The 25,088-nt window shown below is 72.3% G+C and carries 29 protein-coding genes; 8 read left to right on the top strand and 21 right to left on the bottom strand.

Annotated elements, in window-relative coordinates; all coding sequences use genetic code 11:
* Window positions 1–9 precede the first annotated feature (9 nt).
* From KUM49_RS24630 to KUM49_RS24615, 4 genes are all read right to left on the bottom strand, one after another.
* Window positions 10–1,071, bottom strand: coding sequence for an MBL fold metallo-hydrolase (locus tag KUM49_RS24630; RefSeq protein WP_217239101.1), 1,062 nt, complete (start codon window positions 1,069–1,071; stop codon window positions 10–12).
* Window positions 1,068–2,315, bottom strand: coding sequence for an aminotransferase class I/II-fold pyridoxal phosphate-dependent enzyme (locus KUM49_RS24625; RefSeq protein ID WP_217239100.1), 1,248 nt, complete (start codon window positions 2,313–2,315; stop codon window positions 1,068–1,070). Before KUM49_RS24625 ends, KUM49_RS24630 begins: the two co-directional genes overlap by 4 nt.
* A 176-nt stretch (window positions 2,316–2,491) precedes the next feature.
* Window positions 2,492–3,196, bottom strand: a complete 705-nt coding sequence (locus KUM49_RS24620; RefSeq protein WP_217239099.1) for a hypothetical protein — start codon at window positions 3,194–3,196, stop codon at window positions 2,492–2,494.
* 159 nt (window positions 3,197–3,355) lie between these two features.
* The gene (locus KUM49_RS24615) at window positions 3,356–4,150 is read right to left on the bottom strand and encodes an RNA polymerase sigma factor SigF (protein ID WP_217239098.1); all 795 of its coding nucleotides are present in this window, start codon (window positions 4,148–4,150) and stop codon (window positions 3,356–3,358) included.
* A gap of 247 nt (window positions 4,151–4,397) precedes the next feature.
* Between KUM49_RS24615 and KUM49_RS24610 the strand changes: the two genes are divergently transcribed.
* On the top strand, window positions 4,398–6,194 hold the full coding sequence (locus KUM49_RS24610) for a thiamine pyrophosphate-requiring protein (RefSeq protein ID WP_217239097.1): 1,797 nt from the start codon (window positions 4,398–4,400) through the stop codon (window positions 6,192–6,194).
* Here the strand turns inward: KUM49_RS24610 and KUM49_RS24605 are convergent.
* The gene (locus KUM49_RS24605) at window positions 6,148–6,336 is read right to left on the bottom strand and encodes a hypothetical protein (RefSeq protein ID WP_217239096.1); all 189 of its coding nucleotides are present in this window, start codon (window positions 6,334–6,336) and stop codon (window positions 6,148–6,150) included. The two genes, KUM49_RS24610 and KUM49_RS24605, sit on opposite strands and share 47 nt — an antisense overlap.
* A 131-nt stretch (window positions 6,337–6,467) precedes the next feature.
* Between KUM49_RS24605 and KUM49_RS24600 the strand changes: the two genes are divergently transcribed.
* The 3 genes from KUM49_RS24600 (at window position 6,468) to KUM49_RS24590 (ending at window position 8,071) form a co-directional block, all read left to right on the top strand.
* A complete protein-coding gene (locus tag KUM49_RS24600; RefSeq protein WP_217239095.1) occupies window positions 6,468–6,851 on the top strand; it encodes a DUF2795 domain-containing protein in 384 nt (127 codons plus the stop codon).
* 26 nt (window positions 6,852–6,877) lie between these two features.
* Window positions 6,878–7,303 carry a CBS domain-containing protein gene (locus tag KUM49_RS24595; RefSeq protein ID WP_217239237.1) on the top strand — a complete coding sequence of 142 codons (426 nt, stop codon included), beginning with the start codon at window positions 6,878–6,880 and terminating at the stop codon, window positions 7,301–7,303.
* A 225-nt stretch (window positions 7,304–7,528) separates the two neighbouring features.
* Window positions 7,529–8,071, top strand: a complete 543-nt coding sequence (locus tag KUM49_RS24590; RefSeq protein ID WP_217239094.1) for a type 1 glutamine amidotransferase domain-containing protein — start codon at window positions 7,529–7,531, stop codon at window positions 8,069–8,071.
* Window positions 8,072–8,196: 125 nt separating this feature from the next.
* On the opposite strand, the gene KUM49_RS24585 is transcribed toward KUM49_RS24590, so the two are convergent.
* Window positions 8,197–8,475, bottom strand: coding sequence for a DUF6158 family protein (locus tag KUM49_RS24585; protein WP_217239093.1), 279 nt, complete (start codon window positions 8,473–8,475; stop codon window positions 8,197–8,199).
* 57 nt (window positions 8,476–8,532) lie between these two features.
* On the opposite strand from KUM49_RS24585, the gene KUM49_RS24580 reads away from it, so the two are divergent.
* Window positions 8,533–9,681 carry a Vms1/Ankzf1 family peptidyl-tRNA hydrolase gene (locus KUM49_RS24580; protein ID WP_217239092.1) on the top strand — a complete coding sequence of 383 codons (1,149 nt, stop codon included), beginning with the start codon at window positions 8,533–8,535 and terminating at the stop codon, window positions 9,679–9,681.
* A 124-nt stretch (window positions 9,682–9,805) separates the two neighbouring features.
* Here KUM49_RS24580 and KUM49_RS24575 read toward each other — a convergent pair whose 3' ends face one another.
* Together KUM49_RS24575 and KUM49_RS24570 are read right to left on the bottom strand one after the other, a co-directional pair.
* Window positions 9,806–11,425 carry an ABC-F family ATP-binding cassette domain-containing protein gene (locus KUM49_RS24575; protein ID WP_217239091.1) on the bottom strand — a complete coding sequence of 540 codons (1,620 nt, stop codon included), beginning with the start codon at window positions 11,423–11,425 and terminating at the stop codon, window positions 9,806–9,808.
* A 50-nt stretch (window positions 11,426–11,475) separates the two neighbouring features.
* Window positions 11,476–12,129, bottom strand: coding sequence for a histidine phosphatase family protein (locus KUM49_RS24570; protein WP_217239090.1), 654 nt, complete (start codon window positions 12,127–12,129; stop codon window positions 11,476–11,478).
* A gap of 66 nt (window positions 12,130–12,195) precedes the next feature.
* Here KUM49_RS24570 and KUM49_RS24565 point away from each other — a divergent pair, with 66 nt between their 5' ends.
* The 3 genes from KUM49_RS24565 (at window position 12,196) to KUM49_RS24555 (ending at window position 14,821) form a co-directional block, all read left to right on the top strand.
* A complete protein-coding gene (locus tag KUM49_RS24565; protein ID WP_217239089.1) occupies window positions 12,196–13,689 on the top strand; it encodes a bifunctional phosphatase PAP2/diacylglycerol kinase family protein in 1,494 nt (497 codons plus the stop codon).
* Window positions 13,690–13,786: 97 nt separating this feature from the next.
* Complete coding sequence (locus KUM49_RS24560) at window positions 13,787–14,608, top strand: class I SAM-dependent methyltransferase (protein ID WP_217239088.1); 822 nt, start codon at window positions 13,787–13,789, stop codon at window positions 14,606–14,608.
* A gap of 42 nt (window positions 14,609–14,650) precedes the next feature.
* Entirely contained in the window at window positions 14,651–14,821 is a 171-nt protein-coding gene (locus KUM49_RS24555) for a hypothetical protein (protein ID WP_053747436.1), read from the top strand.
* A gap of 39 nt (window positions 14,822–14,860) precedes the next feature.
* Here the strand turns inward: KUM49_RS24555 and KUM49_RS24550 are convergent, their stop codons facing one another.
* The 13 genes from KUM49_RS24550 to KUM49_RS24490 all read right to left on the bottom strand — a co-directional run bounded on the left by KUM49_RS24550 (window position 14,861) and on the right by KUM49_RS24490 (window position 25,020).
* Window positions 14,861–15,124 carry a gas vesicle protein K gene (locus KUM49_RS24550; RefSeq protein WP_217239236.1) on the bottom strand — a complete coding sequence of 88 codons (264 nt, stop codon included), beginning with the start codon at window positions 15,122–15,124 and terminating at the stop codon, window positions 14,861–14,863.
* A gap of 89 nt (window positions 15,125–15,213) precedes the next feature.
* Complete coding sequence (locus KUM49_RS24545; protein WP_217239087.1) at window positions 15,214–15,402, bottom strand: gas vesicle protein; 189 nt, start codon at window positions 15,400–15,402, stop codon at window positions 15,214–15,216.
* Complete coding sequence (locus tag KUM49_RS24540; RefSeq protein WP_217239086.1) at window positions 15,399–16,187, bottom strand: GvpL/GvpF family gas vesicle protein; 789 nt, start codon at window positions 16,185–16,187, stop codon at window positions 15,399–15,401. Before KUM49_RS24540 ends, KUM49_RS24545 begins: the two co-directional genes overlap by 4 nt.
* Window positions 16,184–16,507: a gas vesicle protein gene (locus KUM49_RS24535; RefSeq protein ID WP_217239085.1), complete on the bottom strand. Its 324-nt coding sequence runs from the start codon at window positions 16,505–16,507 to the stop codon at window positions 16,184–16,186. The genes KUM49_RS24540 and KUM49_RS24535 overlap by 4 nt, the downstream gene beginning before the upstream one ends.
* Entirely contained in the window at window positions 16,504–17,670 is a 1,167-nt protein-coding gene (locus KUM49_RS24530; RefSeq protein WP_217239084.1) for an SRPBCC family protein, read from the bottom strand. Before KUM49_RS24530 ends, KUM49_RS24535 begins: the two co-directional genes overlap by 4 nt.
* Window positions 17,667–18,347, bottom strand: a complete 681-nt coding sequence (locus KUM49_RS24525) for a DNA primase (protein WP_217239083.1) — start codon at window positions 18,345–18,347, stop codon at window positions 17,667–17,669. The genes KUM49_RS24530 and KUM49_RS24525 overlap by 4 nt, the downstream gene beginning before the upstream one ends.
* Window positions 18,344–18,607 carry a gas vesicle protein GvpG gene (locus KUM49_RS24520; protein WP_217239082.1) on the bottom strand — a complete coding sequence of 88 codons (264 nt, stop codon included), beginning with the start codon at window positions 18,605–18,607 and terminating at the stop codon, window positions 18,344–18,346. Before KUM49_RS24520 ends, KUM49_RS24525 begins: the two co-directional genes overlap by 4 nt.
* Before the next feature lie 7 nt (window positions 18,608–18,614).
* The gene (locus KUM49_RS24515; RefSeq protein WP_217239081.1) at window positions 18,615–19,394 is read right to left on the bottom strand and encodes a GvpL/GvpF family gas vesicle protein; all 780 of its coding nucleotides are present in this window, start codon (window positions 19,392–19,394) and stop codon (window positions 18,615–18,617) included.
* On the bottom strand, window positions 19,391–19,816 hold the full coding sequence (locus tag KUM49_RS24510) for a gas vesicle structural protein GvpA (RefSeq protein ID WP_217239080.1): 426 nt from the start codon (window positions 19,814–19,816) through the stop codon (window positions 19,391–19,393). Before KUM49_RS24510 ends, KUM49_RS24515 begins: the two co-directional genes overlap by 4 nt.
* A 56-nt stretch (window positions 19,817–19,872) precedes the next feature.
* Window positions 19,873–20,238 (bottom strand): gas vesicle protein, encoded by a 366-nt coding sequence (locus tag KUM49_RS24505; protein WP_217239079.1) that lies wholly within the window; start codon window positions 20,236–20,238, stop codon window positions 19,873–19,875.
* Between the two features lie 104 nt (window positions 20,239–20,342).
* Window positions 20,343–21,305, bottom strand: a complete 963-nt coding sequence (gene ligD / locus KUM49_RS24500; RefSeq protein ID WP_217239078.1) for a non-homologous end-joining DNA ligase — start codon at window positions 21,303–21,305, stop codon at window positions 20,343–20,345.
* The gene (locus KUM49_RS24495) at window positions 21,302–23,152 is read right to left on the bottom strand and encodes a transketolase (RefSeq protein WP_217239077.1); all 1,851 of its coding nucleotides are present in this window, start codon (window positions 23,150–23,152) and stop codon (window positions 21,302–21,304) included. Before KUM49_RS24495 ends, ligD begins: the two co-directional genes overlap by 4 nt.
* Entirely contained in the window at window positions 23,149–25,020 is a 1,872-nt protein-coding gene (locus KUM49_RS24490) for an FAD-dependent oxidoreductase (protein WP_217239076.1), read from the bottom strand. The genes KUM49_RS24495 and KUM49_RS24490 overlap by 4 nt, the downstream gene beginning before the upstream one ends.
* Window positions 25,021–25,088 lie beyond the last annotated feature (68 nt).

Here is a 25,088-nt window from a genome sequence, read left to right as displayed (position 1 = left end):
GCACAGGCCCTAGTCGAGGATCCGGGAGCCTCCCACCGGCAGGTCCCACAGGTTCTCGCGGTCCAGGCCCGCCTGCTCCCAGGCCGCCCGGACCCGGGTGAGCGGCTCAAGCACGGGCTCCGCGGACAGGACGAACGTCGCCCAGTGCATGGGGGCCATACGGCGTGCCCCGAGGTCCCGCGCGGCGCGCACCGCCTCCTCCGGGTCGCAGTGGACGTCGCTGAGCCACCAGCGGGGGTCGTAGGCGCCGATGGGCAGCAGGGCGAGGTCGATGCCGGGGTAGCGCTGCCCGATGCGGGAGAACCAGTGGCCGTATCCCGTGTCGCCCGCGAAGTAGACGCGCTGGCCGTCGGGGTCGGTGAGCACCCAGCCGCCCCACAGGGTGCGGCAGGTGTCGGTGAGGGAGCGCTTGGACCAGTGGTGGGCGGGCACGAAGTCGAGGCGGACGCCGTCCAGTTCGGCCGCCTCCCACCAGTCCAGCTCCGTGACGTTGGTGAAGCGGCGGCGGTGGAACCAGCGGGCGAGCCCGGCCGGCGCGAACACCGGTGTCTCGCGCGGGAGTCGGCGCAGGGTGGGGGCGTCCAGGTGGTCGTAGTGGTTGTGGCTGATGACGACGGCGTCGATGCGCGGCAGGTCGCTCCAGGCGATGCCGACGGGGGTGACGCGGGCGGGGGTGCCGAGGATGCGGCGGGACCAGACCGGGTCGGTGAGGACGGTCAGCCCGCCGATCCGCACGACCCAACTGGCGTGCCCCGCCCAGGAGACGGCGATCGTGCGCGCGTCGACGCGGGGCAGCGGGGCCGGTTCGAAGGGCAGGCGGGGGATGTCCGCGAGGCCTTCGCGGCCGGGGCGGATGGAACCCTCGCGGGCGAAGCGGGCCATGGACTTCAGGTCGGGCAGCGGGGAGGTCAGCCGGTCGTGGAAGGAACGCGGCCACACCCGGCGTTCGCCGAGCGGCCTCGGGGCTGTGAGGGGCGTGAAGGAGGAGGCAGGCGTGCGGGAGGACGGGGCCGCCTGAGCGTGGGTGTCGGGGCCGGGTGTGCTCGTGGTCGACTCGGACTGCTGCGTCATCGAGGAGGCTCCCATCGCTGAGCGTCGTCGCGGAGATCGTCGAAGACCGATCCCAGGAGGGTCAACGCGCGTTGCGCGTGTGGCAGTTCCAACGGCGAGGGTGAACCGAGGCATTGCGCGTTCTCCTCGTCCGTGCCGCCCAGCAGAGGGCCCGTGGACAGCCGCACGCGCAGCGCCCCGAGGTCGTCGCCGAAGCGGTGGCCGCCGGGCGCGGGCATGCCGAGCCGGGCGGTGAGGAAGTCCTCCAGTTCCTGGGCGTCGCCGACCCCGTGCCCACTGAGCGCGGTCCGCAGCGGATCGAGGTCGACGTAGAGGTGCCGGCCGGCCTGCGGGGGCGGGGCCAGGGCGCCCGCCGTGGCGACGGCCGTGTGCGCGGCGGCGGCCACGCGCGCGTGCAGGCGTACGGCGGCTTCGACGCGGGCGGTCACCGGCTCGGGTTCCGTCAGGGCGTACGTGGCGGCGGCGGCGACCGGGGCGGCGACACGGGCGCCGAGCGCGGTGAGCACGTCGAGGACGCGGGCGCGGAGGGCGTCGCCGGCCTCGCCCCCGGGGAAGCGGGCGACGGCGGCCGGCCAGCCGGTGGGCAGCAGGGCGCCGGCCAGGTCGGTGACGACGGTGACCTTCCCGGGAAGCATCTCGGCCGGGCTGACCAGGACGGTGTCGTGCGGGACGTGCAGGGTGTCGCGCCAGGTCTCGTCGCTGACCAGGTGCAGCCCCTCCCCCACGGCGGCCTCCAGCGCCTCGTGCAGCAGTTCGGGCGGGGCCACGGTGGCGGTCGGGTCGTCGGCGACGGACAGCACGAGCAGCCGTGGGTCCCCGCCCTCCTCACGGACCCGGCGGACGGTCTCCAGGAGGGCGTACGAGTCCGGGATCCCGCCGCACTCCGCCGGTGTCGCGACATGGAAGGCGGGTCTTCCCAGCAGGCGTGCGTACGGCGCCCACCAGGCGGCGCAGGGCCGCGGCACGAGGACGTCGCCGCCGAGGGCGGCGGTCAGCGCGAGGAGCAGGGACGGGGAGCCGGGGGCGGCGACCACGCGGTCGGGCTCGGTGGGCAGACCGCGCCGGTCCCAGTAGCCGCACGCCGCCTCCAGGAGGGCCCTTCCGCCGCCTACCGGTTCGCTGCCGGCGCGGCCCGCGGCCGCGGCCAGTACGGCGGACAGCTCGGGCAGCACGGGCAGCCCGTCCTCGGGAAGCGGCGGCCCGAAACGGACGGGGCCGTGGCCTTCCGGGTCCGTCCGCTCCATGCGTACCTCCGGGGTGGTGGCTTCTCTCTTCTGCAGTGGTCGTCGCCCGGGTGTGCCGGGTGGCTCGTGCGATGCGGGTGGTGCCCTCGGCCTCTGCCTACCCCGACAGGCGCCGTGCCATGGGCGCCGATCCGGGTTGCGCCGGTCACAGGGCGGCTACGGCGGCTACGGCGGTGTCAGTCCTCGGTGGCGGGCCCCTTCCGGCGCAGCCGGTACACGGCGCCGCCGAACGCCCCCGCGATCAGCAGGCCGCCGGCGACCAGGGCGGGCACCGAGTCGGTGAAGGTGCCGCCCTCGCCGGCCCGCACCCCGCGCGGGACGACCGCGCCGCCGCAGGCGTCGGTGTGCGGCTCGACGCAGGCGGGGGTCGGGGCGCAGGGGCCGGTGTGCGAGTCGGCGCAGGGTGTGGTGGGGGCGCAGGTGCCACCGTGGGATCCGGTGCCGCACGGCGTGCCGCTCCCGTGGGACACCGTGAACGTGACGCTCCACTGGGCGCCCTTCCCGCCGGGCGCCGTGGGGCAGGTGCCGTCGACGGTCCACGCGGTGTCCTGGCCGGCCCCGTCGGCGCCGCCCTCGAGGCTTTCCGCGGGGGCGATCCTGGCGGTGGCGCTGTAGGCGAGGCCGGAGAGTTCGTCCTCGTCGCCGGCGACCAGCCGCAGCGGGACGGTGCCCTCCTCGAAGGCCTCGGAGGTGGCGTCGATCGTGTCGGGCGGTGAGCCGCCGGTCGGGTCGCAGGTGACGGAGACGGTGACGCTGCCGCCCGGGGAGACACTGCTCGGTGCGACCTCGGCGGCCGGCTCCGCGAGAGCGGCCGGTACGGCGATGCCGAGGACGGCACCGGCCAGGGCGGCGGCGGACAGGGCGCGGGCGCTGCGGCGCATGGGGAGGGCTCCTTCGGCCGACGGCTGCGGGGGCACGACCGCCGTGCCCCCGCCCCCATCACAGCCCGCCCTCGGCGGGGCCGCGCGCGGCCGGACACCATTCGCGGGACGGGAACCGCCGAGCGGGTGACACCGCGAGGCCCCCTCGCCCTCGCAGTGTCAGGCGGCGCTGTCCCGCATGATCTGTTCCCTCATCCGCCCGCAGCAGCGGCTGATCAGCCGGGACACGTGCATCTGCGAGATGCCCAGCTGTTCCGCGATCCGGCTCTGTGTCATGTCCCCGAAGAACCGCATGTACAGGATCGCCCGTTCGCGCTCGGGCAGGGCGGCGAGCCGGGGCTTGACCGCCTCGCGGTCCACGACCGTGTCCAGGGCGGGGTCGGCCGAGCCCAGCGCGTCGCTGAGCGAGTAGCCGTCCTCGCTGCCGGGCAGCTCCGCGTCCAGGGACAGCGCGGTGAAGCTCTCCAGGGCCTCCAGGCCGGCCCGGACGTCCTCCTCGCTGAGGTCGGCGTACTCGGCGATCTCCGCGACGGTGGGCCGGCGGCCCGGGATGGTCTGGGACAGGTCCTGGCTGGCGAAGCGGACCCGGTTGCGCAGGTCCTGAACGCGGCGCGGCACGTGCAGGGTCCACATGTGGTCGCGGAAGTGCCGCTTGATCTCGCCGGTGATGGTGGGCACGGCGTAGCTCTCGAAGGCGTTGCCGCGCTCGGGGTCGTACCGGTCGACGGCCTTGACCAGTCCGAGGGCCGCGACCTGGCGCAGGTCGTCGAGGCTTTCGCCGCGGCTGCGGAAGCGGCTGGCGAGCCGGTCGGCCATGGGCAGCCAGGCCTCGACGATCTGTCCGCGGAGAGTGTCGCGCCGCGGGCCGGGGGCAAGCCCGGCGAGCGTGCGGAACGCCTCCGCCGTGTCGGGTGCGTCGTCGTGCGGGTGCTTCGTGCTCACTTTGGTCGCCATGGTGCGTCGCAACTCCCTGGGAGGGGTGCTCTGGGATGGACGGTCACCGTGGGGAGGGGGCGTCTGCGGTGCGGACAGACGCGGCCGTGGCGGCGCCTGGCCGCTCCCACGGACGTGCCTCCGGTCCGAAGCACTGGAAGTGCGCCTGCCCCCGGCCCCCGGACGCAAACCCGGGCAGGTTTTCCGCAGGCGCGCGGGGTGACTCGTAGGGCTGCTGCCTGCGTCGCCTATGCCGGGAGGTCCGTACATGAGCACCAAGGTCTCCGACCACGTCCTGGAGCGCTTGCGGGAGTGGGGGGTGAAGCACGTCTTCGGCTATCCCGGCGACGGCATCAACGGCCTGCTCGCCGCCTGGGGGCGGGCCGACAACCAGCCACGTTTCATCCAGTCCCGGCACGAGGAGATGTCCGCGTTCCAGGCGGTCGGCTACGCCAAGTTCAGCGGTCGCGTCGGGGTGTGCGCGGCGACTTCGGGGCCCGGCGCGATCCACCTGCTGAACGGTCTGTACGACGCCAAGCTCGACCACGTGCCGGTGCTGGCGATCGTGGGCCAGACGCACCGCACCGCGATGGGCGGCTCCTACCAGCAGGAGGTGGACCTGCACTCCCTGTTCAAGGACGTCGCCTCCGAGTTCGTGGAGACGGTGACGGTCCCCGAGCAGCTGCCCAACGTGCTGGACCGGGCGATCCGTACCGCGTACGCCCGCCGCTGTCCGACGGCGGTCATCATCCCGGGCGATGTGCAGGAGCTGGACTACTCGCCGCCCACGCACGAGTTCAAGATGGTGCCCTCCAGCCTGGACCTCAGTTCCTGGACGTCGGTTCCGTCCGACGAGTCCCTGCGGCGGGCGGCGGACATCCTCAACGCCGGTGACAAGCCGGCGATCCTGGTCGGTCAGGGCGCGGCCGGTGCGCGGGCCGAGGTGGAGCGGATCGCGGAACTGCTCGGCGCGGGCGTCGCGAAGGCGCTGCTCGGCAAGGACGCGTTGAGCGACGAACTGCCGTACGTCACCGGCTCGATCGGGCTGCTCGGGACGCGTCCCTCCTATGAGCTGATGCGGGACTGCGACACCCTGCTGACCATCGGGTCGTCCTTCCCGTACACGCAGTTCCTGCCGGACTTCGGCAAGGCGCGGGGCGTGCAGATCGACATCGACCCGCACATGGTCGGGATGCGGTATCCGTACGAGGTGAATCTCGTCGGCGACGCGAAGTCCACGCTTCAGCGGCTGATCCCGATGCTGGACGCGGACCGTGGCGGGCGCGAGTGGTCCGACACGGTGCGTGACAACGTGGCGCGATGGCGCGAGGTGATGGAGCGGCGGGCCCAGCTGTCGGCCGACCCGATCAACCCCGAGTACGTGGCCCGCACCCTGGATCCGCTGCTGCCGTCCGACGCGATCGTCACCTCCGACTCCGGGTCGACCGCGAACTGGTACGCGCGGCACCTGACGATGCGGTCCGGGATGCGCGGCTCGCTGTCCGGGACGCTCGCGACGATGGGCTGCGGTGTGCCGTACGCGATCGGCGCGAAGTTCGCGCACCCTGACCGGCCGGTGATCGCACTGGTCGGGGACGGGGCGATGCAGATGAACGGCCTGGCCGAGATGATCACCGCGGCGAAGTACCGCGACCTGTGGGAGGACCCGCGGCTGGTCGTCGCCGTCTGGAACAACCACGACCTCAATCAGGTCACGTGGGAGATGCGGGCCATGGAGGGCGCCCCGTCCTTCCTGCCCTCGCAGCAGCTGCCGGACGTGCAGTACGCGTCGTTCGCCCGCTCGCTCGGCCTGACCGGGATCCGCGTGGAGAAGCCGGAGGACGTCGAGGCGGGCTGGCGGGCCGGCCTGGACGCGGACGGCCCCGCGGTGATCGAGTTCCTGACCGACCCGGCCGTGCCGCCGATCCCGCCGCACGCCACGTGGGAGCAGATGGAGGCCACGGCCGCGTCGATCCTCAAGGGGGACGCGGACCGCGGGTCCGTGGTCAAGCGGGGGTTCAAGGCAAAGATGCAGGAGTTCCTGCCGGGCCGCGAGAAGAAGTAGCGGCAGCAACGGCCGGGGAGGGGGCGCCGACGGGTTCGTACCGGTCGGCGCCCTCCTCGGGCAGCAGCAGTTCCTCGTAGCGGCCCAGCGCCAGCACCACGCCGAGCATGAGGAACGGGATGATCACAGCGAGCAGCGCCATGGCCTGTCCTTTTCCAGGAATGTGCGCGGGGGGTGCGGGACCGGGTCTCCCGCCATCGGCGGGGCAAACCCTGTGTCGGTGTCCGGTCCTCGGGTACGCGGGTGCCCACCCCGAAGTTCTTGGAGGGAGACATGCAACGAGGCAGCGACCGGCTGAGCCGTCACCGCGATGACGAGATGAAGCACGAACTGCAGGGTCTGCTCAGGTCCGGCCACCCCACGCGCAGCGAGGAGTGGCACGACCCGGAGCCGACCGCCGACGACGATCCGGCGGTCTGGGGCGGGCCCGTGGCACCGGGCCGGGCCGGGGCTTCGCTGGAGACGGTCCGGCTGGAACTGGCCAGGATCCTGGGCCGCAGTTCCTTCCCGGCCACTTCCCTGGAACTGGCAGGCACCCTGCGCCGCAAGAACGCTCCCGACGTCCTCGTCGAGGCCGTGGAGCGACTGCCCCGCAACGAGTCCTACGCCACCGTGCAGGAACTGGCGCGGACGCTGACCAGGAGGGAGGGCGCCTAGTGGCGGCCGACTTCGTGAAGGACGTCATGACCCCGGGCGTGGTCGCCGTACGCCCGGACGCCTCGCTGGTCGAGGCGGCGCAGCTGATGCGCACGCAGGACATCGGCGACGTCCTGGTGGCCGACGGACAGCACGTCGTCGGCATGCTCACCGACCGGGACATCACCGTGCGTGCCGTGGCCGACGGCACCGACCCGATGACGGTGAGCGCCCAAACGGTGTGCACGCCGGACCCCGTGGTCGTCGCCCCGGGCGACACGGTGTCGACGGCGGCCGCGCTCATGCGTGAGCACGCCGTACGCCGTCTGCCGGTCATCGAGGACGGGCTGCCGGTGGGCATGGTGACCCTCGGGGACCTCGCCGAGGCCGAGGACCCGGAGTCGGCGCTCGCCGACATCAGCCGGGCCCTGCCGGACGACGCACGGAACGCCGGCGGCCTCGGCACCCTGTGAGTCCGGGCCGCCAACGGGCCGCGCCGACCGCGCCGCGGGACGTGCGGACGGCCGCCGTCGCCGCGATCGGCGCCCGCGTGCTCCTGCCGTCCGGCGAAGAGCCGCTGAACGGCCGGCGCGGCCGGAGCCCGGAGCAAGGAAGAAGCGCGCGGGGAGCGGCGAGGCCCACGGGCCCCGCCCTCACCGCGTGCCAGGAAGCTTTCCAGGAAAGGTCGTTGAACCATCATGCGCATCGCGTTTCTGACCGCGCCCGAGGGCGTGGAGCAGGTCGAACTCACCGACCCGTGGCAGGCGACGAAGGACGCCGGGCACGAACCCGTCCTCGTGTCGACGAAGTCCGGGCAGATCCAGGCGTTCAACCACCTCGACAAGGCGGACACGTTCCCCGTGGACGAGGTCGTGGGCGAGACGTCGGCCGACTCCTTCGGCGGGCTGGTCCTGCCGGGCGGCGTGGCCAACCCGGACTTCCTGCGCATGGACGAGAAGGCCGTGGCGTTCGTACGGGACTTCTTCGATCAGGGCCGTCCGGTCGCCGCGATCTGCCACGCCCCGTGGACGCTCGTCGAGGCGGACGTCGTACGCGGCCGGGTGCTGACCTCCTGGCCGAGCCTGCGGAGCGACATCCGCAACGCGGGCGGCACCTGGGTGGACGAGCAGGTGAAGGTCTGCGACCACGGAAACAACAAGCTGGTCACCAGCCGCAAGCCGGACGACCTGAAGGCGTTCAGCGAGACGTACCTCGACGTGTTCGCCCAGGAGGCCGCGTGACGGCCGTGGTGACGGACACCTCGCCGGGCGCCGCGAGCGAGGGGTTCACCCGGGCGCCGGGGGAGACGGTCGGCGCGCACCGGCACCGGGACCGGCCGTCTGCGCGCCACTGACGGCCGGAGCGTTCAGGAGCGGGGAGTCGCCGACTCCCCGCTTCCGCGTTCCCGTGCTCCCTCGCGCGTGCGGCCGGCGGCGACCGGACGGTTCGGGTTGCGGCGCAGGAACTCGCCCTCGAGCTGAGCCATGCGGTCGTTGTGGGCCCGCAGCGCGTCGTTCGAGGCGTACAGCAGTGTGTCGTGGCGCGTGCGGTGGATGGTCTCCAGCTCTTTCATGAGCTGCTGGTCGTCCAGCCGGTCGGCGTCGACTCCAGTCATGGTCATGTCCCGCTCGTCGTGTTCGTTCATGCCCTTCGGGTACCCGCCCGGAGAGCACTACCCCCAAGCGGCACCCGGGAGGGAGCCATGGATCTCGCCTTTCTGCATCCACTCTACGAACAATCGGGCCCCTGGGCCTCCGTCTACGTCGACACCTCCCGCCACACGGAGGACACGCCTCACGAGCGGCATCTGACCGCGATAGCGCTGTCCCGGGAACTGGCCGGGCAGGGCGCCGACGAGGAGACGTGCCGGGCCGTGCTGGACGCGGTGGAGGAGCTGCGGCACTCCTCCGAGCCCCACGGGCGGGCCCTGTTCGCGCGGGCCGGCGAGGTGGTCCTGGATCCGCCGCTGGCCAGGGCGCCGGCCGGCAACAGCGCGCACTGGGCGCCGCTGCCGCACGCCGCGCCGCTGCTGGAGCTGGCCGGTGAGGACCCCGTGTGCATCGTGGCGTACGTCGACCGCAAGGGCGCCGACTTCGAACTGCGCAGCGGTCTCGGCCGACGGGACGCGGGTACGGTCACCGGTCGGCAGTATCCGATACACCGTACGCGGACGACCGACTGGTCGGAGCGGCACTTCCAGCTCAGGGTGGAGAACACCTGGGAGCACAACGCGGCCGAGATCGCGGACGCGCTCGCGGTCTGCCAGGAGGAGACCCAGGCCGATCTGCTGATCCTCGTCGGTGACGACCGGGAGCGGCGGACCGTGCGCGAGCGGCTGCCGAAGCGGCTGCACGAGCTGGCGGTGGAGGCTCCGCACGGCACCGGCAGCAGGCTGCTCGACGAGGACGTGGAGCAGGCGCGTGCCGCGCATGTGCGGCAGCGGGCCGAGCGGGAGCTGGAACGGTTCCTCGCGGCCCGCAGTCCGGGCGACGACGGGCGTGCCGGGGCGGTCGAGGGCGTGCCGGCGCTGGTCGAGGCGGCGCGCGAGCACCGTATCGACGAGCTGCTGATCCGTCCGGACGGTCCCGACGCGCACCGTGAGGTGTGGATCGGTGAGGATCCCGACCAGCTGGCGGTACGCCGTACGGACCTCAAGATCCTCGGCGAGCAGAACTCCTGGTCTGCCCGCGCGGACGACGCGCTGATCCGCTCGGCGGTCGCGACGGGCGCCCCGGCGATCTCGGTGACACCGGTGACGGGGCAGACCGTCCAGGCCGGTCCCGGCCAGGCCGAGGAGGCCGAGCGGGAGGTCCCGGTGGGCGGCCTGGGGGCGCTGTTGCGCTGGACGTGAGCGGGCCGGGCGGCCGAGAGCCGCCGTGTGACTGAGCCGTGTGAAATGCGGGCCCGGTGACCCTGTGGGTCACCGGGCCCTTTCACGCCGTCCGGGTGCCTGCAAGAGCTGGCCCCGGGCCGTCTCAGCGGGCGCGCTCCACCCTCCGCTCGTCCCACACCGGCTCCGTCGTCTCCCGCACCCGGCCGTCGCTGCCGAAGACGAGGTAGCGGTCGAAGGAGCGGGCGAACCAGCGGTCGTGGGTGACCGCGAGGACCGTGCCGTCGAAGGCCTCCAGCCCCTCCTGAAGGGCTTCGGCGGACTCCAGGTCGAGGTTGTCGGTCGGCTCGTCCAGGAGCAGGGCCGTGACGCCCTGGAGCTCCAGCAGGAGGATCTGGAAGCGGGCCTGCTGGCCGCCGGAGAGCCGTTCGAAGCGCTGTTCGGCCTGGCCGGTGAGCTCGTAGCGGCGCAGCCGGGACATGGCGGCGCCCCGGTCCTGGGCGTGCTCCTTCCACAGGATGTCCAGGAGCGTGCGGCCCTCCAGTTCGGGGTGGGCGTGCGTCTGGGCGAAGTGCCCGGGCACCACGCGGGCCCCGAGCTTCCACTCGCCCGAGTGCGCCACCTCCTCACCGGCCAGCAGCCGCAGGAAGTGCGACTTGCCGGAGCCGTTGGAGCCGAGGACGGCGACCCGTTGGCCGTAGAAGACCTCCAGGTCGAAGGGCTTCATCAGGCCGGTGAGTTCAAGTCCCTTGCAGGTGACGGCCCTGACGCCGGTACGACCGCCCTTGAGCCGCATCCTGATGTCCTGCTCGCGCGGCGGCTCCGGCGGCGGTCCCGCCTCCTCGAACTTGCGCAGCCGGGTCTGGGCGGCCTGGTAGCGGGAGGCCAGCTCGTGGCTGATGGACGCCGCCTGACGGAGGTTCAGGACCAGCTTCTTCAGCTGGGCGTGCTTCTCGTCCCAGCGCCTGCGCAGTTCCTCGAAGCGGGCGAAGCGCTCGCGCCGGGCCTCGTGGTAGGTGGCGAAGCCGCCGCCGTGCACCCAGGCGTCCGCGCCCGCGGGCGAGGGCTCGACGGAGACGATCTTCTGCGCGGCGCGGGCCAGCAGCTCGCGGTCGTGGGAGACGAACAGGACCGTCTTGCGGGTCTCCTTCAGGCGCTCCTCGAGCCAGCGCTTGCCGGGCACGTCGAGGTAGTTGTCGGGCTCGTCGAGCAGCAGCACCTCGTCGGTGCCGCGCAGCAGCGCCTCCAGAACCAGCCGCTTCTGCTCGCCGCCGGAGAGCGTGCGTACCTCCCGGAACTGCGCCTTCTCGTAGGGCACGCCGAGCGCGGCCATGGTGCACATGTCCCACAGCGTCTCGGACTCGTAGCCGCGCGCCTCCGCCCAGTCGGACAGGGCCTGCGCGTACTGGAGCTGGGCGGCCTCGTCGTCGACGGTCATCATGGCGTGCTCGGCCTTGTCGACGGCCTGGGCGGCCTCCCGGATACGAGGCGGTGCCACCGACGCGAGCAGGTCCCGTACGGTCGTCTCGTCCCGTACCGAGCCGACGAACTGGCGCATCACCCCCAGGCCGCCGCTGACGGTGACGGTCCCGCCGTGTGGTTTGAGCTCGCCGGAGATCAGCCGGAGCAGGGTGGTCTTGCCGGCGCCGTTGGGCCCGACGAGGGCCACGACGGCCCCTTCGCCCACCCGGAAGGACACGTCGCCGAGCAGGGCCCTCCCGTCGGGGAGGTAGTACTCGAGGTGTGCTGCTTCCAGATGTCCCATGAGGCCGCATTGTGCGGGCCACCGGTCAGGACGGGCAAACCGATAAACGCTCAGACCGGGTCGACCGGCCGGCCCGCGGGACCGCCCTCGCCCGCGGGAGTGACGACCGCGCCCGCCCACGACAGGGCCTTCCAGCCGTCGGACGGCGATCCCTCCAGGATCACCACGCCGGTGTTGTCCAGCGGGCGGGCGGCCGCGAAGGCCACGTCGACGTTGTCCGCGCGGGCCGCGGTCCACATCCTGATCGCCGCACCGTGACTGACCATGGCGACCGCCGAGGCCCCGCTCGCGGCGGCCTCGGCGACCACGGCGTCGTACCGCGCCAGTGCCTCGGCTCCGCTCTCCCCGCCCGGCATCCGCAGCTCCGTGTCACCGGCCGCCCAGGCGAACACGGTCTCCATGTACTTCCGGCCGTGCTCCGAGTGTCCCGGCAGCATCTCCAGGTCTCCCGCGGACAGCTCCCGGATGCCGTCCCGTACCCGCACGTCGAGGCCGCGGGCGGCGGCCAGGGGGGCGGCGGTGAGCTGCGTGCGGACGAGGGTGGAGGCGTACAGGGCCTCGATGTCCTCGTCGGCGAGGGCCTGAGGCAGTGCGGCGGCCTGGCGCTCGCCGAGTTCGGTCAGGCCGGGGCCCGGGACGGCGGTGTCCATCAGGAAGCGCACATTGGTGGGGGTCTGGCTGTGACGGATGAGCAGCAGACGCATGCGGGGTCCCTCCAGGTACACGGCCCGCCGGACAAGAAACGGCCCCCTCAGGGTATCCGGGAGTGCATGAGCCCAGACGTCGACCTCACCGTCCCGAAGCCCGGCCCCCATGCCCTGCGTGACCGGCTGCTGTCCTTGGACTGCCGGTTGTTCGAGTTCGCCGCCGGGCGGGACTGGCCCGCCGCCGAACCGGTCCTGCCGCGGCTGAGCCGAAGCGCGAACCACGGAGTGCTGTGGTTCGCGACGGCGGCCGCGATGGCCGCGAGCCGCACCCCCCGCGCCCGCCGGGCGGCCGTGCGGGGTCTCGCCTCGCTCAGCCTGGCCTCCCTGACCATCAACACCCTCGGCAAGCGCTCGGTGCGCCGCCCGCGGCCCGTCCTGGACCCGGTTCCGCTGGTGCGGCAGCTGAAGCGGCAGCCGATCACCACGTCCTTCCCGTCCGGCCACTCGGCATCGGCGGCGGCGTTCGCGGCCGGGGTGGCCCTGGAGTCGCCGTCCTGGGGCGCGGTCGTGGCGCCGGTCGCCTTCTCGGTGGCCATGTCCCGCGTCTACACCGGCGTGCACTTCCCGAGCGACGTGCTGGCGGGCGCGGCGCTGGGCGCGGGCGCCGCGTTCGTCGTACGGAGCCTGGTGCCGACCCGCGCCCAGGGCGTGCCGCCGGCCCGGACCCGCGCGGACGTTCCCGCGTTGCCGGACGGCGAGGGCCTGGTCGTGGTCGCCAACACCGCCTCGGGCACCGCCGACCGGGTGCGCGCCCTGCGGGACGCGCTGCCCGCGGCCGAGGTCGTCGAGTGCGAACCGGCCGATGTCCCGGCCGAGCTGGAGAAGGCGGCGGCCCGCGCCCGGGTGCTCGGTGTGTGCGGCGGCGACGGCACGGTCAACACCGCCGCCGGGATCGCCCTGCGGCACGGCCTGCCGCTCGCGGTGCTGCCCGGCGGCACACTGAACCACTTCGCGTACGACCTGGGCGTGGAGGGGGTCCGCGACCTGAGCCGGGCCGTCCAGCAGGGCGAGGGTGTACTGGCGGACGTGGGCAGCTTCAGCTGCGGCGAGCGGCAGGGCATCTTCGTCAACACGTGCAGCCTGGGCGTGTATCCGGAGCTGGTGCGCGAGCGGGAGCGCTGGTCGCCCCGGATCGGCGGCTGGCCGGCCGGAGTCCTCGCGGCGCTGCGCGTGGCGCGGGCGGGCGGGCACCCGCTGGAGGCCGGGTTCCGCGGCGAGGCACGGCCGCTGTGGCTGCTGTTCGCCGGCAACGGCACCTACCACCGGATGGGTCTCACGCCCGGTCGGCGCCGCGACCTCGCGGACGGGCGGCTCGACGTACGGGTGGTGCACGGCGGGCGCCGGCCCGCGCTGCGCCTGCTGGCGGCCGCCGTCGCCGGGCCGCTGACCCGCTCCCCCGCACACGCGGCGGTCCAGGTGGGCCGGCTGCACCTGTCCGGAGTCGCCCCGGGCACGCTCCTCGCCTACGACGGTGAGGTCACCGAGGTGGAGGGCGAGGTGACGCTGGAGAAGCTGCCCAGGGCGCTCACGGTGTACCGCCCACTGCCCGCCGCCTGACCTTCCGTCAGTCCATATGGCAAAACGCATATCTCATTATTCGACATGCGCGCGTACCGTGAGGCGTACCGAGGAGACGCCGAACAGGGAGCCGTCCATGTCGAAGTCGCAGGAGACCGCCGTCTACACGCACGGACACCACGAGTCGGTGCTGCGTTCGCACACCTGGCGCACCGCCGCCAACTCGGCGGCCTACCTCCTCGGTTCACTGAAGCCGCACATGAAGGTTTTGGACATCGGCTGCGGGCCCGGCACGATCACCGCCGACCTGGCCTCGCTGGTCCCCGTCGGACACGTCACCGGCGTCGACCACGCGCCGGGCATCCTGGACCAGGCCCGGGCCACCGCCGCCGGACGGGGCCTCACCAACGTCGACTTCGCGGTCGCGGACGTGCACGCCCTGGACTTCCCGGACGACACGTTCTGCGTGGTCCACGCCCACCAGGTGCTGCAGCACGTCGGCGATCCGGTGCAGGCGCTCCGCGAGATGAGGCGGGTCACCGCCCCGGGCGGGTTGATCGCCGTCCGGGACTCGGACTACGCGGCGATGACCTGGTACCCAGAGACGCCCGGCATGGACGCCTGGCTGGACCTGTACCGGCGGGTCGCCCGCGCCAACGGCGGCGAGCCGGATGCCGGGCGCCGGCTGAAGTCCTGGGCGCTGCGCGCGGGCCTGACGGACATCACGGCGACCTCCGGCACCTGGACCTTCGCCACCGCCGAGGAGCGGGCGTGGTGGAGCGGCCTGTGGGCCGACCGCACCCTGGCCTCGGCGTATGCCGACCGGGCCGTGGAGGGCGGGCACGCGAGTCACGAGCAGCTGCGGGCGGTCGCCGCGGCCTGGCGGGAGTGGGGACAGCAGGAGGACGGCTGGTTCGGTGTGCTGCACGCAGAGATTCTGTGCCGAAAGGAAGTCTGAATCCCCATTTCCGGGAAACACGGAATGCAGGAGGTTCACACTATGGTTCCCATCCTGCTGGTACTGCTTCTGGTACTGATCCTTTTCGGTGCCGGATTCGCAGTAAAGATTCTCTGGTGGATTGCGCTGGCTGTTCTGGTGCTATGGCTTCTGGGCTTCCTGATGCGGAGCACAACCGCGGGTGGAGGCAGGGGCCGCTGGTACAGGTGGTGAGCTGACCCCGGGATTCGTTCCCGGGGAAAAACCCGGGATTCACTCCCGGGGCAGAAGAGGTCCGAGCGGCCCGAGGTCCAGATTGAGGTCCTCGGGCCGCAGTCCGTACCGCTCGCGCAGTTCGGTCATGCGGTCGTCGAGCAGCATCAGGGTGAGCCCGATGCGCTCCTCCTGCTCCTCGCTCAGGCCGCCTTCGTCGAAGCGGCGCAGCGCCTGGCGTTCCATGAGCTGCCGCAGCAGTTCCACCACGGTCAGGACGAGCTTCACCAGGTCCTTCTCGACCGTGTCGGGGTCGAGGTCCATCCGGTTGTGCCGCTCGGTCCGGTTGGGCGGCCGGCTCCCGCTGCGCGGCTCGCTCCCGGCGTGCGGCTCGCTCCCGTTGTGCCGCTCGGTCACGACAACTCCCCCCAGGGTGACGGCACCTTCTCGTTCACCGAGCTGATCAGCGCGTTCAGGTCGATGCGGACCAGGTCGACGTCCGCGATGCGCAGGGTGATGTCGCCCGTGATGACGACCCCGCCGGCGAGCAGCCGGTCGAGGAGGTCCACCAACGCGACCTCACGGCGCTCGATCACCGTCACCGGCCCTCCTCCCCCGGGGACTCACCCGCGAAGGAATAGGCGGCCCAGGGGCCGGTGAGTTCCACGCGCATTCCCGGTACCTCGCCTTTCGTACGGTCCACGAGTTCCACGAATTCCTCGGATGCGGTGCGCGACACGAGATAGGCCGCATTGAGCACGTTCTGTCCGGAGACACCGGAAAGGGCGGGATTCTGCGGGGCGTGCAGCCGAGAATCCTCGGCATGCGCGGAAAGCGTTTCGTGCAGCCGGTTCGCGAAAGCCTCCGCCTGCTGCCAGCGGGTCTCGTTCGTGCGCACCGCCGTGCGCCGCTGACGCAGATAGTCCCGTCCCGATACGGGCTTTTCCGGCGGAGTCCCATGGTCCCCGCTTTCCGCCTTGTCCGCGGTGTCCGCCTCGACGTACACCTTGACGCCCCACTCCACCCGCCCCTGCAGCCGGTCGAGGGTGCGCCGGAACCCGTCCTCGCGCTCCTCCATCATCACGCGGACGCCGCTGTCGTCCCGGAAGACGGTGCCCAGGCGCAGCGGCAGCGGGGTGGTGACGACGGTGAGCGCGTCGATCACGCCCTGGTGGGCGCGGGCGGTCGCGGTCAGCCAGTCCAGGTCCTCGAGATGCCGGTGGAGCGGTCCTTCGGCGAAGTCCCGCTCCGGCACATGGCTGACCACGGCGACCAGACCGTGGTGATGCAGCAGTCTGGGCGGATCTCCGGCCACGCCCGTCAGCTGGGCCTGCAGCGGCGTACCGAAGGGACGGCAGACGGCGTAGACGTACCGCAGTCCGGTCATGGTGCCTCCCGGCCGTCGGCGGACTCGAGTTCGGCCAGTCGCTCGCGCAACTCGGCGTTCTCCCGGGCGAGTTCCTTGCGACGGGCGCCGGAGGACAACGCGGGGTCGTCCTCCCACCAGTCGATGCCCATCTCCTTGGCCTTGTCGACGGAGGCGACGATGAGGCGCAGCTTGATGGTGAGGAGTTCGATGTCGAGCAGGTTGATGCGGATGTCACCCGCGATGACGATGCCCTTGTCGAGGACGCGTTCCAGGATGTCCGCGAGATTGGCGCCGCTGCCCTGGCCGTAGGGTTCGGGCAGCCGGCTGGGCGTCGTCATCGTCGCTTCCCACCGTCCGCGTCCGCGTACTCGTCGTCGTCCTCTTCCTCGACCTCGCCATCCGCCTCGGCAGCCGGCTCCTCATCCTCCTCCGGCTCCTCCTCCTCGTCGTACTCGCCCTTCTCCTCTTCTTCGCCTTCCTCGGGCTCGTCCTCGGTCTCCTCCTCGGCGTACGGGCCTTCTTCCTCGTCCTCGTACGCCTCCTCGCCCTCTTCCTCGGGGGCGTCCTTGGCCGACTCCTCCTCGGAGGCTTCCTCGGCCGACTCTTCCTCCTCCTCGGCCACGGCGTCCTCGTGGCTCTTCACGACCTCGCCGTCGCGTATCTCGCCGCGCCAGCTGTCCTCCGCCTCGCCCTTGAGGGTGATGTGGCGGGCGAAGTTCTTCAGGTCGAGCCGGGCCCGTCGGCCCTGGGCGCGCCAGATGTTGCCGGTCTTCTCGAAGAGACCCGAGGGGTAGTACTCGATGACCAGCAGGACACGGGTGAGGTTGTCGGCGAGGCGGTGGAAGGAGACGACGCCCCTGGTGGTGCCCTTGGCGCCCTCCGAGTTCCAGGAGATCCGGTCGTCGGGCAGCTGCTCGGTGGTGTGGGCCTTCCAGCTGCGGTTGGACCAGAAGACCTTCAGCTGCCAGTCGGAGTGCGTGTCGTCCGCGCGGTTCGCGCTCTTGACGCCCTTGGCGAAGGTGCTGAAGTCCTTGTACTGGGTCCACTGGTCGTAGGCGGTGCGCAGCGGGACACCGACGTCGATGAACTCGATGATGACGATCGGCTTCTGGCCGCCCCCGCCCTTCTTCTTGCCCTTGCCCTTGCCGCCGAGGTTCTTGAAGGCGCTGACCACGCTGTCCTTGGCGCGCGAGGCGCCGAGCTCCAGCGCGGACCGCATCGGCCCCTTGCCCTCGGCGAGCTTGCGGCCCCCGTCGAGGGCGAGCTTGGCGAAGCCGGGGCTGTTGCCCTCGGCGATGTCGTTCAGCTTGCCGGTGGTCTCGCCGAGTTTGCGGCCGGCGCCGACCAGCAGGCGCTGAGCCTGGGCGGCGAGGTACTCCTGCACCTCGGCCTTGAGCCGGTCCACGGCCTCGCTCTTGGCCACGTCGGTGAGCGGGTTGCCCGTCGCCTGGTCCTTCGCCTTGTCGGTGACGCCCCGCGCCGTTCCCAGAGTGTCGGTCATCGCTCAGCACCGCCCTTCGGCACGCGGGTCCGGGCGCCGCGGGCGGCATCCCTGGTCGCGGCCGTCTTCTTCGCACCCGTCTTCTTGGCGGGAGCCTTCTTCGCGGGCGCCTTCTCAGCCGCCTTCTTCGCCGGGGCCTTCTTCGCGGGCGCCTTCTTGGCGGCCTTCTTCGCCGCCGGGCGGCGGCGCGGCTCGGATTCCTCGTCGGAATCGTCAGCCTCCTCGGAGTCGTCGGCCGCTTCGGCTTCAGGCTCCTCGTCCGCCTCTTCGGTCTCGTCGTCTTCCGGCTCCTCGTACTCGTCCTCGGGCTCCTCGTCCTGCGAGTCGCCCTGGGAGCCGAGGTCCGAGGGATCCGGTACCACGCCCGCGAGCTGGTCGCGGACCTGGGAGGTACGGCCGTGCAGGCGGTCGGCGATCGAGTCGATCTGCCGTTCCACCATGGCCCCGGAGGCCGCCTTGCCGACGCCACGCAGATCCTCGCGCAGCTGGTCCCCGATCTCCTTGAACTGCGGGTTGTTCTTCAGCTGTTGGGACGCCAGGTCGGCGAGTGCCTTCGGGTTCAGATGCATGCGCTTGCCGGCCACGAGGGTGCCGACCGCGAACGCCATTTTCGCCTTCTTGGTACGTCCGAGGACGTAGCCGGCCCCTACCGCGAGGCCCAGTCCTACTCGGTTCATGGTGCCGTTCCATCCCCGGTCCCCGCGCCACCGCGCAGGCCGATCTCCAGTCGGTCGAGGAGTTCGTCCTCCCGACGGTCGAACTCCTCCTCGTCGATCTCGCCCGCCTCGAGTTGTCCTTCGAGTTGGCCGAGTTCGGCCCGGACCGTGGCCGGGTCGTAGTAGAGGCGTTCGGCTTCGTTCAACACCTGTCTCATGACCCAGGCGCTGCCGCGCACCGGTGCGAACGGCAGCAGCAGCACCTCTCCGATCAGTCCCACGGCCGCCTCACTCCTCCGCGTGTTCCGCGTGGTCCGCGCCCAGGGTGGTGCCCGCGGGCTCGGCGGGGCCGGGCTCGACGAAGCTGTACGGCGGCAGCGGGCCGTTGACGCGCAGTTCGAGGTGCGGGTGGCCCTTGCGGACCTGGTCCACCGCGGCCAGGAAGGACGCGGCCTCGTCGCGGGCCACCAGGAACGAGAGGTTGGCGAGCCAGCCGCTGGACTCGGGGCCCACGCTCACCGCCTCGGCGACCGGTTCCAGGGTGTGCCGTACGTCGGTCGCGTCCTCGCCCTCCCGGGCCTTGACCGCGGCCACCACCATCTCGCCGAGATGGAGCCGCTGCTCGTAGCTGCCGCCGCCCGCCTGCCGGTTGGCCTCGGTCAGGGCGCGCACCTCCGGGTTCTCGGACATCACCCGGTGCAGCACGGCCTCCTCGTTGTGGACGGCCTTCACGTTGTACTCGACCTTGCCGTCCAGGGCGCGCAGCCGTTCCAGGTAGTGGTCGGCGCGCTCGCTGAGCACTCCGGTGACGGAGTCGTCGTCGGGGGCGAGACTGCCGAACCGCATGGGCAGGACGCAGCCCTCCGCGCCGGACTCGCTCAGGACGGTCTGGTGGGCGAGCAGGTCCCTGCGCTTGGGGCGCAGTCCCTCGGGTGCGTCACTGACGACCGCCGCCAGCTCGCCCGCCTTCAGGATGCGCACGGGACGCGGCGGCTCGCCGACACCCCCCATGCCCTCGGGCAGCGAAGGATGAGACGCGGCCGTGATGCCGTAGACGTACGTGCTCACTCCTCTTCCTCCTTCCTGCGCGATGCCGTCGACTTGCGCGGACGCGGCCTGGACTCGGTCTGGCCTTCCTCACGGGCCTGCTTGAAGGCGCCGGAGACGGTCTCTGCCGCGCCGGACAGCGCTCCCTTTGACTTGCCGCGCGCGCCGGACTCGGTGATCTCGCCGACCATGTCGGGCAGGCCGGGGCTCTTGCGCGGGCCCGCCTCCAGGTCGAGGCGGTTGCACGCCTCGGCGAAGCGCAGGTAGGTGTCGACGCTGGCCACGACGACACGTATGTCGATCTTCAGGATCTCGATGCCGACCAGGGAGACCCGTACGAACGCGTCGATGACGAGACCCCTGTCGAGGACGAGCTCCAGAACGTCGTAGAGGCCGCTGCTGCCGCCTCCGCCGCCGCTCTGCTGGGCCGGGACAACGGTCATGTCGACCGCGCCTCCTTGTCTGTGACTGGTGAACGGGTACTGGGGTGGGTGGTCGCCTAGCGACCGCCCTGCCTGTGTGCGTCGGCCCGCCCGCGCTCGTAACGGCGCACGCGCCGGTAGCCGGTGAGCTGCCCCTGTGGGTCGAGTTCGACCTGGTAGCTCGCCATCAGGCTCATCGTGTCGGGCACGCGGGAGAGTTCGAGAACCTCGATCTCCAGCGACCAGCCCTCCTCCGTCTGCTCGAAGGACGAGACGTTCTCGGCGGCCATGCCGGTGAGCTCCGCCAGCTGGGTACGCGCCTGGCGCAGCACCTCCATGGGGTTCGGCCGGTCTTCCGCCATGTTGCGCTCCGTGTCCTTTTCTTCCGTTTTGCGGGAATCTTGTGAATTCTGTGATTCTGAAGTGCTCTTTGTGTTCGCCATGGCCACCTCTAACTCCGGGTGGCCGCTCGGCCGTTGGCCAAACCTGCGAGCGGGCATGCGTCCGAGAGCTGGGGCGTCATGCCTGCTCAGAGGTGGTACGTGCGTCAGCCACGCAATGCGTTCAGCCGACGTCTCGCAGGGCCGAGCGCCCTCCCCCGGGTCATCACACCGGCCCACGGGTTCGTGCGGGCCTGGTCGACGGCGTCGTCGATGGTCCAACGGCGGGCGTCGAGACCCGGGTCGTCCAGCTGGCTCCAGGAGAGGGGCGTCGCCACGGGCGCGCCCGGCTTGGCGCGGACTGTGTAGGGCGCGACCGCGGTCTGCGCGTAGGCGTTGCGCTGCACGTCGAGGTAGAGCCGCTCACCGCGCTCCTTCTTGCGGGCCGCGGTCGTCAGCCGGTCGGGGTGGCCGGCGACGAGGGTGTCGGCGACGTCCCGGGCGAAGGCCCGCACCCCGTCGAAGTCGTGCTGTCCGTCGACCGGCACGATCACGTGCAGTCCTCGCGAGCCGGTGGTCATCAGCGCCGAGGGCAGTTTCAGCTCGTCGAGGAGCTCCCCCAGCAGCACGGCCGCCTCGCGCACCGCCGCGAACGGGCCTCCGGCGTTCCCGGCACCCCCGGAATCTCCCGCGTCCCCGTACGGGTCCAGGTCGAAGACCATCCGGTCGGGCCGGTCGACACGCCCGACGCGGGACAGCCAGCGGTGCACGGTGAGGGCGGCCTGGTCGGCGAGGTAGAGCAGGGTGGCGGTGTCGTCGCACACGGTGTGGCAGACGGTGCCGCCCTCCTTGGCCAGCTCGGCCCGGGTGATCCACTCCGGGTAGTTCTCCGGGGTGTTCTTCTGCATGAACCGGGGTCCGTCGATGCCGTCCGGGTGCCGCTCCAGCATCAGCGGACGGCCACGCAGGTGCGGCAGCATGAAGGGGGCGACCGACCGGTAGTAGTCGACGAGATCGCTCTTGGTGTACTCCTTCGCGCCGCCGTCCCCGGGGAAGAGCACCTTGTCCGGGCGGTGCACCTCCACCGTGCGCCGCCCCGCCCGGACCGTGCGTGATCCGTCGCCGCTCACCGCACGACCGCCTCCTCCACCAGCAGCTTCCCGGCCGCCGCGATCGACTCGGCGTCGATGCCCGCCGCGTGCAGCTGCTCGTCGGGAGAGCCCGAGCCGGGCATCGTACGGACGGCGAGGCGCACCAGCCGCGGTACGGGCCGCCCGTCGAGGAAGGCGTCGAGCACGGCGTCGCCGAGACCGCCCTCCTCCCGGTGGTCCTCCACGGTCACCAGGCAGCCGGTCTCCTCGGCGGCCTGGCGCAGGGTGCGCCGGTCGACGGGCTTGACCGAGTACAGGTCGATCACCCGGACCCGGATGCCCTCCGCCTCCAGCGCGTCGGCGGCGGCCAGCGCCTCGGACACGGTGACGCCCGCCGCGACGATCGTCATCCGGTCCTGGCCGGAGGAGCGCAGCACCTTGCTGCCGCCGATCGGGAACTCCTCGTCGGGGCCGTAGATCACCGGGCTCTCACCGCGCGAGGTCCGCAGATAGCGGACGCCCTCCAGGTTCGCCATCTGGGCGACCAGGTGCGCTGTCTGGTTGGCGTCGCACGGGTACAACACGGTCGAGCCGTGGATCGCCCGCATCATCGCCAGGTCCTCCAGACCCATCTGGCTGGGCCCGTCCTGGCCGATCGCGACGCCCGCGTGCGAGCCGACCAGGTTGATGCCGGAGCCGCTGATGGACGCCATGCGGATGAAGTCGTACGCCCGGGTCAGGAAGGCGGCGAAGGTCGAGGCGTACGGCACCCAGCCACGCGCGGCGAGTCCGACGGCGGCGGCGACCATCTGCTGTTCGGCGATGTAGCACTCGAAGTAGCGGTCGGGATGCTCCTTGGCGAAGAACTCCGCGCGCGTGGAGTCGCCGACCTCACCGTCGAGGGCGACGACGTCACCGCGTCCCGTGCCGAGCGCCGCGAGGGCCTGCCCGAAGGCGTTGCGGGTGGCCACGTCGTCGCCGCCCCTGTCCCACCTCGGCAGTTCCAGGTGCCCGGCGTGTACGGCGTGCAGCATGCGGGCGGCCGGCGGCTCGTGCACCTCGACGCGGATGTCCCGCACCCCGCCGAGCTCGTCGACGGCCTCGTCGGCATTCTTCAGCGGCTTGCCGTGCAGACCCTCCCGGTCCTCGACGTCGGCGACACCCTTGCCCTTGAGGGTGCGGGCGAGGATCGCGGTCGGCTGCCCCGTGGTGGAGACCGCCTCGCCGTACGCCCGGTCCACCGCGTCGACGTCGTGGCCGTCCACCTCGACGGTGTGCCAGCCGAACGCCTGGAAGCGGCGCGCGTACGCGTCGAGGTCGTGTCCGTGCCGGGTCGGGCCGCGCTGGCCGAGCCGGTTGACGTCGACGATCGCGGTGAGGCTGTCGAGGTGCTCGTGCCCGGCGTGCTCGGCGGCCTCCCACACCGAGCCCTCGGCCATCTCGCTGTCCCCGCACAGCACCCACACCCGGTATCCGGTGCGGTCGAGGCGCTTGCCGGACAGCGCGATCCCCACGCCGACGGGCAGCCCCTGCCCGAGCGAGCCGGTGGCCGTCTCGACCCACGGCAGCTGCCGGGGCGTCGGATGCCCTTCGAGCCGGCTGCCGAGCTTGCGGAAGGTCAGCAGTTCCTCGTCGTCGACGACACCGGCCGCCTTGTAGGCGGAGTACAGCAGGGGCGAGGCGTGCCCCTTGGACAGGACGAAGCGGTCGTTGCCCGGGTGGGCGGGGCGGTCGAAGTCGTAGCGGAAGTGGTTGGCGAGGAGTACGGCCATCAGGTCCGCGGCGGACATCGACGAGGTCGGGTGCCCGGAGCCCGCGGCGGCCGAGGCACGCACGCTGTCGACGCGCAACTGCTGGGCCAGGTCGACGAGTTCACGGGTGTTCATGAGTCTCCTTCAGCGGGGGTTTCGTCGGTACGCCGGACGGGCCCGGGGGCGTCGCGGAGCTCATCGGCGGGGTGCTCCCCGGCGGGCGCGGGGCCGGGCTGGTTCTTCGCGGGCTCGGGACCCGGCTGATTCCTCGCGGGCTCCGGGCCCGGCTGATTCCTCGCGGGCTCCGGGCCCGGCCGATTCCTCGCCGGCTCCGGGCCCGGCCGATTCCTCGCCGGCTCCGGGCCCGGCTGATTCCTCGCGGGCTCCGGGCCCGGCTGATTCCTCGCGGGCTCCGGGCCCGGCTGATTCCTCGCCGGCTCCGGGCCCGGCCGATTCCTCGCGGGCTCCGGGCCCGGCTGATTCCTCGCGGGCTCGGGACCCGGCTGATACCTCGCCGGCTCCGGGCCCGGCCTGGTCTTCGCCGGATCGTCGCCGGGTCGGCTGCCCTCGGGCTCGGAGAGCGGTCCGGACGGGGCCTGGGTCGGCGTCGTGTCCTCCGCCGTCGCCGCGCCGGGCCCTGACCGGGCCTCCGCTTCCTGCCTGACCTGCCGGTCCTGCCGGTCCTGCCGCCGCTCCGGCCCGCCCGGCATCCGTGGCAGCTCCGGCGACGCCGTGTCCAGGGGCACCGACCAGGACCGTACGAGCCCCAACTGGACGGCCTGACGCGGCAGTACGGAGTCCAGCAGCCAGTCCGCGGCGACCCGGACCCGGTTGCCCGGCATCGCCGCGAGGTGGTAGCCACGGGTGACCGCACCGGCGGCCGGCCCGGACAGCGGGATGCCGAGCGGATTGGCGGCCGCCTTCGCGCCGCCCAGGTCCACCACGAACCCCAGGTCCTTGTGCCGGTAGGGCCGCTTCTCCCCGACGCCGAGCGAGGCGGCGACGTTGCGGGCCACCGTCCTGCCATGCCGCCAGGCGTGCTGCGCGGTCATCGGCGTGTACTTCCCGGGGTCGTTCAGATCCGGTACGGCGGCGGCGTCCCCGCACGCGAACACCTCGGGCCGACCGGGGAGTTGGAGGTACGGGTCGACGATGATCCGGCCACGCTCCAGGGGCTGCCCGGTGCTCTCGACGAGCGGATCCGGCCGTACGCCCACGCACCACACCAGCGTCCGCGTCTCGACGAACTCGCCGTCCGTCAGCAGCACTCCGTTCGGCGTGGCCTCCTTCACGGAGGTCCCCATGCGCACCTCCACGCCCCGCTCCCGCAGGGTGCGGTCGGCGGTGCGGGACAGGTGCTCGTCCAGCTCGGGCAGGACGCGCGGCGCGACGTCGAGGAGCAGCCAGCGGGGCCGTATGCCCTGGCGCAGGGGGTGCTTGCGCACCTGCGCGTCGGTGTACAGCTGCCCGTGCGCGGCGACCTCGGTGCCGGTGTAGCCGGCGCCGACCACCACGAAGGTGCAGCGTGCGGCGCAGCTCTCCGGGTCGTCGGCCGCGGCGGCGAGCTCCACCTGCCGGGTGACGTGGTCGCGCAGGTACAGCGCCTCGGGCAGACCGCGGAAACCGTGCGCGTGCTCGGCGACCCCGGGGATCGGAAGCAGCTTGTTGACACTGCCGACGGCGAGCACGAGCCGGTCGTACGGCAGAGTGCCCTCGCCGCCCTCGGGGCCGGTGTAGTGCACGGTCTGCCCGTCGAGGTCGATCCCGTCGGCCTCGCCGAGCACCAGGCGCACCCGCGGCAGGGTGCCCGACAGGGAGACGGTGACCCGGCGAGGCTCCAGGACCCCGGCGGCGACCTGGGGCAGAAGGGGCAGGTAAAGGAAGTAGTCGGTCGGGTTCAGCAGGGTGATGTCGGCCTTGCCACGGGACATCCGGGACAGTTCTCGGGCCGTCCGGTATCCCGCGAAGCCGGCGCCGACGATCACGATGCGGGGTCGACTCACGGTTCGCCTCCGGGGCTGGTCGCGTACCTCGGGAGCCTTCCGCGTCCCCCTGGCCGGGGCACCCAAAC

The organism is Streptomyces sp. AC555_RSS877, assembly GCF_019049245.1.
Lineage (GTDB): Bacteria > Actinomycetota > Actinomycetes > Streptomycetales > Streptomycetaceae > Streptomyces.
Note: the sequence above shows the minus strand (reverse complement) of the source record. Positions and strands in the feature narration are given on the sequence as shown.